We start from the raw sequence: 13,493 nt of genomic DNA, 5'->3' as shown, positions 1-13,493 counted from the left end.
TGATAACCCCCAATTGTTTATTCAAAAATTGCTTTGCGGAATTCTTCGATTGTTTTCTTTAGTCCTAACTTACCAACCAACATTCCAAAATCGAAGATGAAGATGGTAAGTATAACCATTACGATAAAATCAATCATAAATATCACTCCATTACTAAACCGTTTGTTTACTATTGGTTACAGTTGCGATAAAAAAATATTCCACCGGCTTTTTTGTTACCTTAGCAATATTTTCTAGTTCACCAACTGAGAACGAACGATCACCATGTTCTTTCAATGCATATGCTTGTCTTGTAATTCCTAAAGCCTTAGCCATTTCATCTTGAGTGATTTTGAACTCCGTTCTAGCTGCTGCAACTCGTTGTGGTTCAAATTTGTACATTAACAATGCCTTCACTTCCTTTCGTTTTTTGTTTGTTGTATCTTTCAACAATTATTATACTAAACTATATGTAACCGTATGTCAACAAGAATGTAACTATTTTTTTACATTTTTCCATTTTTTGTTTACATTTATCTACTAACGGTTACAAAATGTTATCATAATGAACATTTTTGTTGACAATCGGATATAACAAGGGTATATTATATACATGTTAGGGGGTTACAAAAATGCACACTAACAAACAGATCATGGATATCATCGAACAGCAAAGAGCTAAAAAGAGAATGTCCATGGAAGAACTTGGTAAGTTAACAGATACATCAAGAGCTTCGATATCAAGATATAAAAATGGAAGTCGTGATTTCCCGGTGAACAAAGCCCATTTGTTCGCACAAGCATTAGGAATCACAACTTCTCAATTGCTTGGTATGAATGAAGTTGAAGATAAGAACCTTACCAGTACAATTAATAGATTGAATGAAGAAAATCGTAAATCTTTATACGAATATGCTCAATTTCTACTTCAATCTCAAGAAAAGAACGATTAATATCGTTCTTTTTTATTTTAGCAAATACGAACATATGTTCGCAAGTGTGTTTTTAAAAAGCTACCTATGGTAATATAGGTAGCATATACATACATTAGGAGATGATTTTAAAATGATTACAGCGATAATAATTCTCGTGATTGCAATTCTAGTAGTTGCACTTGAAGAAATAAGATACAACAAAGTTAAACCTGCCGATGGTGTTAGAACGAAAATAATCAGCGTACCAATCAACGAATGGCTTGGTCTTGGTGGTAATTTAATGGTAATGCACAAACATTTAGTTAAATGTTCTGACGGATCTATAATGCTTCCCGATGTAGACCAAACTCGTTATCAATTAGGCGAGATTAGATTTGAAGAAGCATACGAGATGAATGGTGTTGTAAAAGGTCGTCCAATTTCAACTGGTATCATATATAAGGTATTTGGTATTATTCCTGCTTTATTAAATATGAATAGAAGTAAAAAAGTTAAACTAAAAAAAGAAGAATTACCAACAAATATGTACATACAATTGATTAAAGATGATGGTACAAGTGCATGGTTAACGTTAGGTAATTCAAAGACTAAAGATTATAACGAAGTATATATGTATTTTAGATAAAAAAGCCCACTGGTTCATTCAGTGGCTTTTTTAGTAAATTTATATTTTTAGTAAATATAGATATTTGGATATTTAGTAAATATAGATATTTGGATATTTAGTAAATATAGATAATAAAAAAAGACCACTGCTGAAGGACAGTGGCCTTTTTATTTTGAGATATAAAAACTAAATTTAGTAGATTTTTGCTTATTTTGTATATTTAGTTACAACGATATAATAATCGTTTTTATATTTAATTATTTCTTTGTTTTCGTATTTATCGTGATCCCCATATAAATTAAAGACAATATCTTTCAGTTCACTTTCATGGTCGTTGGCATTATTACGAAGTTCAGTTTCAGTAAACACTAAATACTTATCTTTGTTATAAATAACAATGTCTGTTGCTACATTTTTACCGTAAAAAACGCTTAATGCTCTAATTGTTGTAGCATCATATCCGTTTATTTGCGTCCTAGGAACTTGTCTTGAAATTGCTACCCAATTCCCGAAGTTTAATTGAATGGAAAGTATTTTGTCATCAACCATTAGTTCAGCATGTTTGACAATGTAAGAATCATTTTCAAATGCATAATCAGCAATACCTTTACCTTCTAACCATTGTATATCTGATTTTTTGTAAGGTTGTATATCGTATACATTTTTGTATTTAACAATTGATAAATCTTCATCATCTTTTAATTCAACGCCATACTTGTCGTTAAATTCATTAATATCATTATCATTGATATTATTTTTAGAAGCAAATGTTTTTAAATTATCATCATACGGACTGAAAATATTTTTACCGATTATTAGTAAATTAAGATTTCCGCTTTCATCTTTATAATAATAATGATTATAATCATTTTTCTTAGGGATTTTAAAATCAATGTACTCAGATGGAGTAATACCATTTCCGCCAAATCGATTTATAATTTTTAGAAAAATTTCATTGTTAATTTGCATATCAATACCACCTTTATAGGTCTTTTAGAATGTTGTACTTCTTTTTATTACTTTCGGTTTCGTTGCCGATATATGAATCAATTAACATTCTAATTACTTCGTAATCGTATGAATAACCTTTAATAGTCTTGATTGCGTCAATTGATTTTTTCATTTCTTCGGAAACTTTGATATTTTTACGTCTTTTACCAATTTGAGATTCATTGGACTTTTCAACAATGGTCTTCTCTACTCGTTCCTTGGTTTCTGGTCGATATGGTTCCTTAGGTTCAAAGTTACCTTCTTTTCGATTTAGAATATTACTTCTAGCCATTTATAACACTCCTATTCGTATAAGTAATGGTGTAATCTTTTTAAGAATTCTTCAGTTAACTTGTAATACAAGCCGATAACTTGTTTATCGAAGAAGTCCACTTCTTCAATTCCGTTTACATCAAAACGTTTTAGGCGTTCCATTTGTGGAATTACGGTTTCAAAGATATTTTCTTTTCCGAATTCTTTGATTGCTTGATCCATGATGTATTTATCTACACTACCTTGTTTCTTTTGAAGGACTTCAATAATACCAAGAATGTCGGTATTAAGGTTATATTTTTCAATAACATTGCTTAATGTTTTAAGGAAGTCTTCTGCTCCAGTCATACTACGTTCTTGTGTTTGCAAACTAATTAGCACGTAATCACTAAGGATAGCAGCATTATTTGTAGTTTCAATTGAGAATGGTGGGATATCGATAAAAATAACATCGTAATTTTCCTTTAGTGGTTCAATTAGATGTTCTAAGTAATGATCTACTTCATAATCGGTTTGAGTGTTTCTGTATAGAAAGCGTGTAAATCCTTTGAAGTCTGAATAACTAGGTAATAAATCTAAGTCCGGCATGATGTTAACGGGTAGATCTGTTAAATCGTTATCTTGAACTCCGGCCATAATTGTTTTATCAACAGTAAAAATTTCATCGCTGTGATTTGATTTGGTTAACAACATTGACTTTGTAGCGTTAGCTTGTGGGTCTAGGTCAATTACTAGTGTTTTAATACCCATCTTAGCTAATGTGTAACAAATCATTGTTCCGTTGGTGGTCTTTCCTACACCACCCTTTTGATTACCAATTGTGATCGTTACTGCTTTATCTCTATTTTTTAATTTTTCAATAAATTTCTTCTTGTTATACATATAATCATCTCCCTTTTTTAATTATACAAAAATGGCTACATGGATACAAGGATACATTTAGCCATGGCTACATGGATAAATGGCTACATGGATAAATGGCTAAAAAGATACATGGCTACATGGATAAATGTAGCCATGGCTACATTTAAAAATTAAAATGTTGATTTATCAGTAGTTACAAGCGTGGCTACATGGATACATGGCTACATGGCTAAATGGCTAAATGGCTACATGTATCTTTGGCTAAATGGCTAAATGGCTAAATGTAGCCATGGCTATTTGTATCCATGGCTACATGGCTACATGGCTACATTTAATAAAAAATGATTATTGACAAAGTAATATCAATAGTTTTTAATAGTCCTTGTAAATAAGTAAATAAAAAAGCCGATTGCTTGAACAATCGACTAGGGCTTTAAATAATACAATATTTAAATAATGCAATATTTAAACGATACGATATAAAACAACACACCACATGTTTTTTTAAATGTATCAAATGATTAATCTATATAACAATACATATTGTATCATTTAAAGCCCGTTAAATCAATATTTAAGGGGTTTTAATTATGGAAAAATTTACTAAATTATACAAAAAATTCGCCGATGAAGGACTTAGTCCAAACGAACAAGTGGCACTTTCTTATATTTATGATCGCATGTCATTATCTGAAGGTAACAATGATTTCTACGACAAGAAACATAATGCATATTACGTTACTTTCTCTCGTGAAGAACTAGCGGAAAAATTAAACGTTTCAATTAATACCATTACAAATATTTTTAAATCTCTAAAGAAAAAAGGGTGGTTGATTGTTAAGCAACGTTTTAACAGTAGCAACCGTATTTTTTTACCCATTTCACTAGAAACCAAAAATTGTTCTGCTAAAACACAAAAAATTGATTCTAATAAGACTGAACATAACCATACTGATAAACCAATTACTAATACAACTTTCAGTGATACTAACGTCTCACGTCAATCTCAACAATTACCAAAGTTTGACAATCTCGCAATGTCATTGGTAACTAAATCTGGTTTAAGCCCCAAAACAGTAGAAGTAATGCAGGAATATTCCAATGGTAATCCGGACACACTTTACGGCTACGCCCAAATGTTATTCCTTGCTAAAAAATCAGCGTTTAAAAACCGTAATGATGTTCCTAAAGAACTTAAATCACTTGAACACAATTATATGATAAATGATGGTTTAGATAGTGCAATTACTAGAATTATGCAATCGGCAACCAAAGGTCATGTTGACGCCAAGGCTTACTTGTTTAAGTCCTTCTTAAACGTTATTGAAAGCAAGATTTCAGCATTTAATAGCTACATCAACGGTGTTAATTCATATGATAACCACAAGACTAAAAACACTAAAAAAACGGAGATTCCAATGTTTAAAATTGGTGAGATTGGTTTAGCTTATTAAAGCAAATAAAAAAAGGCTAGCCGCTCTAATGAGCAACTAGCCTAGATTTATTATTATTCAATTTTCTTGACCCAGTCCTTGTATGATGAAACATAACCGACTGCGGTTTTAATTCTGTATCTGTTGCCATCTTTGACAACAGTTCCATAAAATTGTGAACCTTTGCCCCAACGAACTTTGCGTTGGCTCGATAATTTTTGATCGTGGTAAACATTCACGCCAGTTTCTGAATAGAACAATCTACCATCAGTAACGAATGGACTGGCTTTAGCAGCAGGTGTTGCGGGTTTTACAACGCTGGTAAATCTTTCGCCAGTCAATGTTCCGTCAAAGTCGTAAGATGCATCAACATGTAATCCTTTGTAGTTGTCGGTAAATTGCCATGAGTTTGAATTATCTACGCCGGGTTGAGATGAACCATAGCTAGCTACCCAAATGTTTTTATCGGTCAATCTAGCATATGCAATCTTACCGCTGTTAAACCACGAAGCACTACCGTAAACCACACGACATTTGTATCCGTTCGCCTTAACGATGGATAAGAATGTATTGATTTGTGAAGTAATATCACCGTAAAGTGAAGGTTCTTCAACATCAATTGCAAGTGGGGTAGATGCGTCCATTCCGAACGCTTTGACCCACTTAATAAAGTAGTTAGCTTCTGCTGTTGGTGAACCTTGGTAGTAGTGGTATAACCCGACTGTCTTAAAAGTCTTTAAACCATTACCGACTTGGTTTCCCGATTTAGGATTTAAGTAGGTAGTTCCATCAGTTAATTTAACCATTAACCCGCCAATTCCGGCAGATTTTAATTGATTCATAAAAGCTAGTGAGTCAGATTGATAACTTGAGATATCGGAGATTGTCTTCCAAGACATAATTATTCACCTTCTTTAGTGTTGTCGTTAGCTTGTTCTTGCTTTTCGTTCTCGATCACTTCTTTGTTTTCAAAAGCGTCAGCGTTAGGAGTTAATGCATTTAGTTGTTCTTCACTTAAATCTTCTGGAGAAGGGGTTGTGATAGGTTGCTTATCACTTAAGTAACCATGTTGCTTCATGTATTGGTAAGCAGTTTCTACAACAGCATATAAATCGTTACGCTTGACGTTAATCTTGTGTGAAGTTAAGAATGCATATAATTTATCAACTGCTTTTTCTCTACGGTCAGCATTAGCAAGACCGACTTCATTAGCGATTGGAGCTACGATTTCTTTGGCTTCTTCAAAGATGTAAGCTGAGCGGTTAGCTAAGTGTGATAACTTAGCATTCTTTGCTAAACCTTTTAGATAAGGTGTTAGCATGGTTACGATATAAACCGCAATAAGCACGTAGTAAAGTGGTGAAGAATGATCGACTGAGTTAATTAGTTGTGTTAAATCCATAATTAAAACTTCCTTTTCTTAAATTATTTGTGTTTTAAATCTTTGTCATCAAAGATTTTTGATAATGTATCTTGTAATTTTCCTGTGAAAATTCCCATTTGGTACATGTTCTCTAAAATTGATAGTGCTTCATATCCAACAAGTAAGCAGGCGAATGTGTCCGATAGATCCATACCCAACTTAATTTGCATGTAATTAACTAGAACGTTATCTAAGACATTGGCAATAATCACGGTGCATATACCTAGAAACTTAATGAAGATTCCATAAAGGTATGTGCGTGATTTTAACTGTGATATCTTGGCCGACTTAACGGTTCCAATAATTACATCGATAACAATTAGGACTACATATCCTGTAAGGATATGAATACCATTGTCATCGAATAGATATTCAGCAATTGCGTATAAAATAGCCGTGAAAGCTATTAATGCGTCATGTATTTTGTCCATAAAAAAAGAACGTTAATTATTAGTCAACGTTCCCATTCTCACCCCCGTTGTTAGCGGGGAATTGAGCTTGTTTATTTAGTTGTGTTAGTTGGTTAAATTCATCTTGAGTAATGTTTCCGTTTTTTAAATAGGGGGTAAAGTCAACCGGGAATTCAAAGGCTGCGAACCCTTTTAAAAATTCAAAATCTGGCCACATAATTAGTTACCACCTTTCGCTTTAGCTTGTGCTAGATCATTGTTAATTTGCATGATTTGTTGTGTGTAAATCATAGCTTGCTTTTGCATGTCTTGAAGTTGTTTCTTCAAGTTAGCATTTTCAGTATTAGCTTTGTTCAAAGCATCTTGTAAAATAGCTTTGTCGCTAGATAATTCAGTAATGTCAGCTTGCATATCTGTAATTTGTTTTTGCATATTTGTAAATTGAAGTTGCATGTCTTGAGCTTGCTTTTCAGCGTCTGATAATGGGATTTGATTAGGTGTGATAACCGCTCCACTATCATTTAAATAGCACTTTGTAGGATAATTTAAAAGTGCGATGATTTGGTCGTTTAATAGACCTTCCTTAGCAACATAACCATCTAGTGCTTCAGTTGAAGCCTTTTCAATATATGGTTTATCAGTTGCTGATTGTTTTACGTAGATTTTCATTTTTTTAATGCTCCTTTATTTAATAGATTGATTTGAAACCTGTGTTACCCCATGAATTACATGTTTGAACCCAAAGATTATTGGTATTGTTGTAAATGAATTGTTGGACAACTCCGCCACCGGCGTCAATTACAACATAGTTTCCCCAAAGTTTGTTTCCCCAATCAATATATTTTTTACCTGCTAAGTTGTAAATGCCGGGGGTTTGTACTTTATATAAATAATCTCCTGTAATATCGCCCATAAAACGAAGGCCTTGATAAGCTGTAGCTTGAGCTTGACCTGCTAACCCGTTGGCTTTAGATGCAATGGTACTAGCATCACTGATAGCTTGGCTTAGCGTGGATAAATTAGAGTTTATTTGGTTAATTGCATCTGTAGTTGCAAGTGTCTTCCAATCATTTTTCCAAGTATTTGTAGCAGTTCTAAAGTAAACGCTGTCGGTAATGATATATTGAGTTTGTTGGAAGTTACCAATCATTACTACAACACCATAAGGGTTTTTTAAGTTAGCAGGGGCATTTTTAGGAATCTGTCCATTAAGTTCATAGATTGAATAGTAGTCAGATGTAATAAATTTGTTTAAATCATCATCAGAAGTTAGGTTTCTGACAAACCTTAAACTGGTATTAATCTGATTTTGTAAGTCGTTATCCTTAACCCTTAAGGTATCGATAACATTGTTGTTGCTTACTACATATTTATTAAAAGTATCTAAAGGGGTTGCATTATTAGCAACTGCGGAAACTTTACTTACTGCATCATCTACATATTTAACAGTAGCGTTAGTTTCATCAGCAATCTTAATATTGATGTTCTTATTGTTACCGGTAAAAATTGCCATGGTTAGATAAAAACCATCAAAAACATTACCGGAAACTGCTGGAATATAAACGGGGCTATCTGAAACTGTGATCGAATGTAAGAATTCTTTATCGCTCCCGCTTTCTTTGGCGTACATACCAACCGCACGAACTACATAACCATCTTTAAAGTTGCTGTTATTAAAGTTAATCTTAATAGCACTAACGTTATTTCCCGGCATATCGTAATCGGTAATAATACCGCTGTTAATCTCATTAGGTAAGCTAGTGAGATTTTTTAAATCGTCAGTCTTGTAAGAACTCAAGTCAACGTCAGTCGTTACTGCTCTGGTTGTTGAATATTGAGTTTTACCAAGTGCTGCTTTGTTGGACACTGAAAAACCTGTATTAGTTAGTTCAGTATCTCTAAACTGCTTAACAGTCATTAATTATCACTTCCTTTAGCATTGTTGTGGCTGTATAAAGTTACCGTGTTAGCTACGCCCACAAAACTTCCCATGTTACTAGTAATGTTTGCGTATCTATAAATTTCTTTACCTAGATTTGAAGGTAAGTAAACGTCCATAAGGTCGTTTAGTTCTTTGATTTGGTCTTGAGTGAATGTGTCTAAATCAACAGTCGCTTTAAACATTGATTTAAAGCAATCTACGTCAGATTGAACAGACAAATTAAGGCTATCCAATAGATTCTTAAAAAATCTAATTGTGATAGCCTGCGGTGGTACCAATCTAGCAATTAATCGTCGTCTTCTCGTTTCGATATCGTCATTCTCGTTTTGTGGAATGCTATAAGCGTTCTCCCAAATTCTGATACCATCAACGTCCGAAGTAGTTGCGTATAAATTATTCAGTTGTTTAATCAACCATTTGTCAAATTCACCTGTGGCAAATTCTTCAGTTTTTGCAATCTGATCGAACTCGTAAATGTCATCGTAGTAATCGGGTTGTAAGTCTTTAATTTCTCTATTAATCATTAATTACCACGTCCTTAATCACTGGTAACTGTGAAGTGCTGTTATTGAAGGTTAGTTCAATATCGCTTTCATTACCGTTTAATTTAGGGAGTTCAGCATTTACGACATGTTCAGTTTGTAGTACAACCGCTAGAATTTGAGAACGATAAACTGTCAAATCATAGTGATTGTTGCTACTTTTATCCCAAGACTTACGTAAGCTAACGAAGTAGTTATTAATGCTATTCTTGATAGCGTTATTTAACAAGTCTTTACTTACCTTGTTATCTGAAACAACATCAATATTTACACTAATGTTAAGTAAGTCGGGTGAAACTACGGTAACTTTATGGCCAATTGGTGCAAGTCCATAACCTAAAGCAGAGTTGTCTACTGGATCGATAACATTCTGAACTTCGTTAATCAAAGTTTTAGTTGGTAAGTTCAAAGTGTTGTCTAAGATAACTAACTTAACCGTTCCACCACCTTGCCATGCTGAATATACTTGAACCGCTCCAACATCATTTAACTTGTCTTCAATCATCTTCTTGTAATCAGCAACATTACCGCCATAAGCAATATAGCTATTAGGGCTAAGCAAGCGACTTCTTAAGCTTTCATCATCTTCAGCATCTTTAGCAGGTACTGAAACTTCGGTAATCTCCGCCCAACTAACACTATCGTTAGCAGTAACCGGAATGATTTGGCCTACATATTGGTTAGCATAACTACCTGCATCGTTAGCTTGTAAGATGAATGTTCCATCATCGTTTTTAGCAATAACGTGGTAGAAAATTGGTTCATTTGCTACTGATGCGAAGGTGTCATTAATATCAACACTGGTAACCACGTTCTTATTATCATCAATGATGTTAGCTTTAACTTTGGTGTAAGTGGCACTTTCACGATTAGTACCCCTATCGCTTGCGAATGAATCTAAAAACTCGCCCGTTGCTGTCTCGATGTGAGCTTGTTTTAGATAGTTGGCCATATCTAAAGCTCTGACTGACATAACCATTGCTGCAGGAGCAATTGCATCGTAAACGATTGAACCTTCACGTTTATCAATATCGTTTGGCACCTGCTCCATCATTTCTTCTAAATAGTAGTCAAAGTCCTTACTATTCAAGTCATCTATAAGGTCTTGGACATTATTCATCGTCATTTACACTCACCCCTTTCGTAAAGTCAACATTGCCGAAGATGGTTTCAACACTACCCGTGATTTGAACGCTATCACTGGCAACTTGAGTAATTTCATCAACATAAACGCCGGTAACACGGTCATCAGCTTGTAGTGCTTCATCTATCATGCGTTCCGCTTCAACTTTAATATATTCAAAATCAGCACCAACTAAATCTTCTAAGTCGTTGCCATAGTCTTCAGTGTAAATCGGGAATACGAAGCGTTCGGTTCGCATAATCTTGTCGATCGCTTGAACCATTGCGTCATAATCATCAACCACACCGATAACTCGGCCATCAGCGACTTTGAAAGTCATGGTTGGTAATGTTTCTTCTTGAAAATCATCAGCCAAAACGTCATCAGCGTCATCGTTATTAGCAATGTTGTCTGTCAATTCTTCGTCCATTGTTTACTCTCCTTTCTATCCGTCATCGGCTTTCGCTTGATCGGATAATTTTTCAAAGATGTAAAATTGCTGTCCACCATCTAGGCGGAACATAGCAACTTTATCGTCTTGTTTTAGTTCATTTTTGATTGTTACTTTTTTGTCGGACCCGTCAATATTCATCGTTAATTGATGGTTAGTAACATTTGTGCCGACAATTAAAAAAGGTGCATCAAGTGTTATTTTTTCACTCAATTGCACCTTTAAAGGTTTGGCGGAAACTACCGTCCCGAATTGCAAATCAGCATATTCGTTAGCACTTCCGCCACGTGCTTTAATTTGATCTAATAGCCATTCTCCTGCCATCATTACCACTCCATATCTAAATCAACATGATAATCACTACCGAATGTATGGACCGCTTTTCTTATAAGATATCTTTTAGTTCCAACACCTACATCTTTTAAATCTTTGACATCAACAATAATGGAGTTACCCGCTTGTAATTGGTAGTTACCGATTGCGGTAATCTTCAATTGAGTGGTTTGTTTGTTCAATCTCTTCAAAGTGTGCTTAGCTAAAGCCTTCATTTGAGCTTCGTTAAGTTTCTTTGATGTTTGTTCAATGTGAACTAACTTACCCCACTTTTTAATGGTATTACCCGTTGCTTGTTCGGTGGCTACTTTCTTCTTACCTTTAGTAGTGCTAGATTTAACCACCTTTACAACGTTGGCCGATTGGTCGATACTTCTCGTCAAAGTATAATCAGTGATTAAAGATTTATCGCCAATGATCCAGTTTAGTTGTAAGTGTGGGAACCTTCTTAGTTCAACCGTACCGTAGTTATCTCTAAGGAAGTAACGTTCGCCGGTTGCTGTATAAGTTGAATTAATCGCACTTTGTAACATGCTAAAGTAACTTTTATTATCATCTAGTTCGGATTTAAGTTTGTGTGATGGTGCTTTAATCACCTTGTGCGGTACGTTTAAATATCGACAAATAGTGTTAAAACGTTGCCCCAAAGTGGATACTGGAAAAACCATACTATCACTTGATTTGAAGTAACGTAAGCCGTCATAAGCGGTAACACTGTACGTTTTACCGGCTTTTAAATCGACTTTGAACACATAACCTTTAAAAATCTTGTGTCCATTCCACTCAAACATAACAACATCACCGTTCTTGATACCAAAACCATCGTTAACTTCAAGCAAATCAAAGTCTAACTCACCCGCACTGTAGTTCATGTCCGTAGTCCATTTAACGCTAGACACTAGGTCTTTTACGTCCCATGAATGGTTGCTATCACGTCTTTTTATAACAAATTTACTGATTGTATCTGTCATTTGATAGCTCCTTTTGAAACCCAACCGATGTTAATGCCGTTAGTAGCCTTAACATAGTAAGGGTGTTTTGCCTTCTTCGATACAATCGTAATTTTGCATTTGCGTTTTCTAATCATCACGCCTTTTTTGGCGTTATTGGTTAGATAGGCCGTACCGTTAACTAAAACAGTAGAACCACGTGATAGTTTATGTGATGGTTTAGATCTGGATTTGCCTTTTTTAGTGATTTTTTTCTTTTTGCGTCCAATCTTTCTTGCCTTTACCGGAATATGCTCGGTAAAACTTAGCTGAATGGTGTATTCTTGAGCATTTCCGCTCGCCATACCATAGCTAAGTTTAAGATTGGCACTCATAGTAATGTCAGTTCCCGTTAGAACCAACCTACATGTTGTTTGTGATTGTTCAATGTTTTTTAGAAACGTTAAATAACTTGTAGCGTTAACCCAACGATGTTGTTTAGCAACTGTCGTATAGGCTACTTTGTCGGAATTGATTGGCAAAATAGAATTAATCGTGATTTTTCGCAATTTAAAATCACCCACACGATTAATTTCACCTTTACCAATCACAACACTACTTGAGTCATTGGTTTCATAATTAATTGAGATATCAGAAGGGGCAACGGGCAAAGCTACCCGATTGCCGTGGCTATTAGTTATATAACAATTTACTTGATTGGCCATTAAGCTAAGCTCCCTTCATCTTTTGCCATTAAAGCCTTTTCAAATTTATCTAATAGTGCATCAATGTCTTCATCTGGATTGCCAGTAGTGTTAATTTGGATAGCTCCTTCATGTAATGCAACGTTACGGCTATTGTCGTTACGGCTATTATCATTCTTATGTCGTGAAGTAAATCCAATTTGTGAACCTAAAGTTGAACCGTTAGGAATCTTAGATGAATTGTTTCCGTTAACGTCAATATTGTTATTGGTGTTAAGGTCTTTCATGCCTGTTACAAGTCCATATAGTGATTGTTTAGCTCGGTCAAAGCCGTTTGCTAGTAAATCACCCGGGTTTACTTTAAGTCCCATATCGGAGACATCTGGAGCTTTAACGCTGGTGTTAGCAATGTTATCAGTCATACGGTTAATATCACTTTGAACATTACCGAAACCATTGTTAAGACCTTCTCCAAAACCATTCATGATTGCATTACCGTGTGGAATAAGTAAGGTTCTATCGTATGATATTGGACCCTTATGTTGCTTAATCCAA

At 34.6% G+C, this 13,493-nt stretch carries 19 protein-coding genes and 1 pseudogene; 3 read left to right on the top strand and 17 right to left on the bottom strand.

The window, feature by feature from the left end; all coding sequences use genetic code 11:
- Positions 1-153: 153 nt before the first annotated feature.
- Positions 154-381, bottom strand: a complete 228-nt coding sequence (locus tag OEZ61_RS05175; RefSeq protein WP_263501199.1) for a helix-turn-helix transcriptional regulator — start codon at positions 379-381, stop codon at positions 154-156.
- A gap of 230 nt (positions 382-611) precedes the next feature.
- Between OEZ61_RS05175 and OEZ61_RS05170 the strand changes: the two genes are divergently transcribed.
- Both OEZ61_RS05170 and OEZ61_RS05165 read left to right on the top strand, forming a co-directional pair.
- Positions 612-932, top strand: a complete 321-nt coding sequence (locus OEZ61_RS05170) for a helix-turn-helix transcriptional regulator (protein ID WP_290047085.1) — start codon at positions 612-614, stop codon at positions 930-932.
- A 112-nt stretch (positions 933-1,044) separates the two neighbouring features.
- Positions 1,045-1,539 carry a hypothetical protein gene (locus OEZ61_RS05165; RefSeq protein ID WP_290047084.1) on the top strand — a complete coding sequence of 165 codons (495 nt, stop codon included), beginning with the start codon at positions 1,045-1,047 and terminating at the stop codon, positions 1,537-1,539.
- Positions 1,540-1,728: 189 nt separating this feature from the next.
- On the opposite strand, the gene OEZ61_RS05160 is transcribed toward OEZ61_RS05165, so the two are convergent.
- From OEZ61_RS05160 to OEZ61_RS05150, 3 genes are read right to left on the bottom strand one after another with little or no spacing between them, the layout of a single operon-like run.
- A complete protein-coding gene (locus OEZ61_RS05160; RefSeq protein WP_290047083.1) occupies positions 1,729-2,490 on the bottom strand; it encodes a hypothetical protein in 762 nt (253 codons plus the stop codon).
- 13 nt (positions 2,491-2,503) lie between these two features.
- Positions 2,504-2,803 carry a hypothetical protein gene (locus OEZ61_RS05155; RefSeq protein ID WP_290047082.1) on the bottom strand — a complete coding sequence of 100 codons (300 nt, stop codon included), beginning with the start codon at positions 2,801-2,803 and terminating at the stop codon, positions 2,504-2,506.
- A gap of 11 nt (positions 2,804-2,814) precedes the next feature.
- A complete protein-coding gene (locus OEZ61_RS05150; protein WP_290047081.1) occupies positions 2,815-3,666 on the bottom strand; it encodes a ParA family protein in 852 nt (283 codons plus the stop codon).
- Positions 3,667-4,238: 572 nt separating this feature from the next.
- Between OEZ61_RS05150 and OEZ61_RS05145 the strand changes: the two genes are divergently transcribed.
- Positions 4,239-5,102, top strand: coding sequence for an HTH domain-containing protein (locus tag OEZ61_RS05145; protein WP_290047080.1), 864 nt, complete (start codon positions 4,239-4,241; stop codon positions 5,100-5,102).
- 53 nt (positions 5,103-5,155) lie between these two features.
- Here the strand turns inward: OEZ61_RS05145 and OEZ61_RS05140 are convergent, their stop codons facing one another.
- The 13 genes and pseudogenes from OEZ61_RS05140 to OEZ61_RS05080 form a co-directional block, all read right to left on the bottom strand.
- A complete protein-coding gene (locus OEZ61_RS05140; RefSeq protein WP_290047079.1) occupies positions 5,156-5,980 on the bottom strand; it encodes a GH25 family lysozyme in 825 nt (274 codons plus the stop codon).
- 2 nt (positions 5,981-5,982) lie between these two features.
- The gene (locus tag OEZ61_RS05135; protein ID WP_290047078.1) at positions 5,983-6,483 is read right to left on the bottom strand and encodes a phage holin, LLH family; all 501 of its coding nucleotides are present in this window, start codon (positions 6,481-6,483) and stop codon (positions 5,983-5,985) included.
- A gap of 23 nt (positions 6,484-6,506) precedes the next feature.
- A complete protein-coding gene (locus tag OEZ61_RS05130; protein ID WP_290047077.1) occupies positions 6,507-6,935 on the bottom strand; it encodes a phage holin family protein in 429 nt (142 codons plus the stop codon).
- A 19-nt stretch (positions 6,936-6,954) separates the two neighbouring features.
- Positions 6,955-7,131, bottom strand: a complete 177-nt coding sequence (locus OEZ61_RS05125; protein ID WP_290047076.1) for a hypothetical protein — start codon at positions 7,129-7,131, stop codon at positions 6,955-6,957.
- Between the two features lie 2 nt (positions 7,132-7,133).
- On the bottom strand, positions 7,134-7,583 hold the full coding sequence (locus OEZ61_RS05120) for a hypothetical protein (protein WP_290047075.1): 450 nt from the start codon (positions 7,581-7,583) through the stop codon (positions 7,134-7,136).
- A gap of 19 nt (positions 7,584-7,602) precedes the next feature.
- A complete protein-coding gene (locus OEZ61_RS05115) occupies positions 7,603-8,832 on the bottom strand; it encodes a hypothetical protein (protein WP_290047074.1) in 1,230 nt (409 codons plus the stop codon).
- Positions 8,832-9,380, bottom strand: a complete 549-nt coding sequence (locus tag OEZ61_RS05110; RefSeq protein WP_290047073.1) for a putative phage tail protein — start codon at positions 9,378-9,380, stop codon at positions 8,832-8,834. The genes OEZ61_RS05115 and OEZ61_RS05110 overlap by 1 nt, the downstream gene beginning before the upstream one ends.
- Positions 9,373-10,524: a baseplate J/gp47 family protein gene (locus OEZ61_RS05105; protein WP_290047072.1), complete on the bottom strand. Its 1,152-nt coding sequence runs from the start codon at positions 10,522-10,524 to the stop codon at positions 9,373-9,375. The genes OEZ61_RS05110 and OEZ61_RS05105 overlap by 8 nt, the downstream gene beginning before the upstream one ends.
- Positions 10,511-10,951: a DUF2634 domain-containing protein gene (locus OEZ61_RS05100; RefSeq protein WP_290047071.1), complete on the bottom strand. Its 441-nt coding sequence runs from the start codon at positions 10,949-10,951 to the stop codon at positions 10,511-10,513. Before OEZ61_RS05100 ends, OEZ61_RS05105 begins: the two co-directional genes overlap by 14 nt.
- A 15-nt stretch (positions 10,952-10,966) precedes the next feature.
- The gene (locus OEZ61_RS05095; RefSeq protein WP_290047070.1) at positions 10,967-11,296 is read right to left on the bottom strand and encodes a DUF2577 domain-containing protein; all 330 of its coding nucleotides are present in this window, start codon (positions 11,294-11,296) and stop codon (positions 10,967-10,969) included.
- A gap of 2 nt (positions 11,297-11,298) precedes the next feature.
- Positions 11,299-12,276 carry a late control protein D gene (locus OEZ61_RS05090; protein ID WP_290047069.1) on the bottom strand — a complete coding sequence of 326 codons (978 nt, stop codon included), beginning with the start codon at positions 12,274-12,276 and terminating at the stop codon, positions 11,299-11,301.
- Positions 12,273-12,959: a hypothetical protein gene (locus OEZ61_RS05085; protein WP_290047068.1), complete on the bottom strand. Its 687-nt coding sequence runs from the start codon at positions 12,957-12,959 to the stop codon at positions 12,273-12,275. Before OEZ61_RS05085 ends, OEZ61_RS05090 begins: the two co-directional genes overlap by 4 nt.
- Positions 12,959-13,493: pseudogene (locus OEZ61_RS05080) on the bottom strand (hypothetical protein); the annotation flags it as partial. The gene OEZ61_RS05085 and the pseudogene OEZ61_RS05080, both read right to left, overlap by 1 nt.

Origin of the sequence: Apilactobacillus sp. EABW-1NA (assembly GCF_030398685.1) — a bacterium.
Taxonomy (GTDB): domain Bacteria; phylum Bacillota; class Bacilli; order Lactobacillales; family Lactobacillaceae; genus Apilactobacillus; species Apilactobacillus waqarii.
The sequence above is the reverse complement of the archived record's forward strand: the minus strand, read 5'-3'. Positions and strand labels throughout refer to the sequence as shown.

Excerpts from the sequence above, each read along its gene's own strand:
- OEZ61_RS05175 (WP_263501199.1), bottom strand. The coding sequence starts at position 381 with ATGTACAAATTTGAACCACAACGAGTTGCAGCAGCTAGAACGGAGTTC.
- OEZ61_RS05170 (WP_290047085.1), top strand. The coding sequence starts at position 612 with ATGCACACTAACAAACAGATCATGGATATCATCGAACAGCAAAGAGCT.
- OEZ61_RS05165 (WP_290047084.1), top strand. The coding sequence starts at position 1,045 with ATGATTACAGCGATAATAATTCTCGTGATTGCAATTCTAGTAGTTGCA.
- OEZ61_RS05160 (WP_290047083.1), bottom strand. The coding sequence starts at position 2,490 with ATGCAAATTAACAATGAAATTTTTCTAAAAATTATAAATCGATTTGGC.
- OEZ61_RS05155 (WP_290047082.1), bottom strand. The coding sequence starts at position 2,803 with ATGGCTAGAAGTAATATTCTAAATCGAAAAGAAGGTAACTTTGAACCT.
- OEZ61_RS05150 (WP_290047081.1), bottom strand. The coding sequence starts at position 3,666 with ATGTATAACAAGAAGAAATTTATTGAAAAATTAAAAAATAGAGATAAA.
- OEZ61_RS05145 (WP_290047080.1), top strand. The coding sequence starts at position 4,239 with ATGGAAAAATTTACTAAATTATACAAAAAATTCGCCGATGAAGGACTT.
- OEZ61_RS05140 (WP_290047079.1), bottom strand. The coding sequence starts at position 5,980 with ATGTCTTGGAAGACAATCTCCGATATCTCAAGTTATCAATCTGACTCA.
- OEZ61_RS05135 (WP_290047078.1), bottom strand. The coding sequence starts at position 6,483 with ATGGATTTAACACAACTAATTAACTCAGTCGATCATTCTTCACCACTT.
- OEZ61_RS05130 (WP_290047077.1), bottom strand. The coding sequence starts at position 6,935 with ATGGACAAAATACATGACGCATTAATAGCTTTCACGGCTATTTTATAC.
- OEZ61_RS05125 (WP_290047076.1), bottom strand. The coding sequence starts at position 7,131 with ATGTGGCCAGATTTTGAATTTTTAAAAGGGTTCGCAGCCTTTGAATTC.
- OEZ61_RS05120 (WP_290047075.1), bottom strand. The coding sequence starts at position 7,583 with ATGAAAATCTACGTAAAACAATCAGCAACTGATAAACCATATATTGAA.
- OEZ61_RS05115 (WP_290047074.1), bottom strand. The coding sequence starts at position 8,832 with ATGACTGTTAAGCAGTTTAGAGATACTGAACTAACTAATACAGGTTTT.
- OEZ61_RS05110 (WP_290047073.1), bottom strand. The coding sequence starts at position 9,380 with ATGATTAATAGAGAAATTAAAGACTTACAACCCGATTACTACGATGAC.
- OEZ61_RS05105 (WP_290047072.1), bottom strand. The coding sequence starts at position 10,524 with ATGACGATGAATAATGTCCAAGACCTTATAGATGACTTGAATAGTAAG.
- OEZ61_RS05100 (WP_290047071.1), bottom strand. The coding sequence starts at position 10,951 with ATGGACGAAGAATTGACAGACAACATTGCTAATAACGATGACGCTGAT.
- OEZ61_RS05095 (WP_290047070.1), bottom strand. The coding sequence starts at position 11,296 with ATGGCAGGAGAATGGCTATTAGATCAAATTAAAGCACGTGGCGGAAGT.
- OEZ61_RS05090 (WP_290047069.1), bottom strand. The coding sequence starts at position 12,276 with ATGACAGATACAATCAGTAAATTTGTTATAAAAAGACGTGATAGCAAC.
- OEZ61_RS05085 (WP_290047068.1), bottom strand. The coding sequence starts at position 12,959 with ATGGCCAATCAAGTAAATTGTTATATAACTAATAGCCACGGCAATCGG.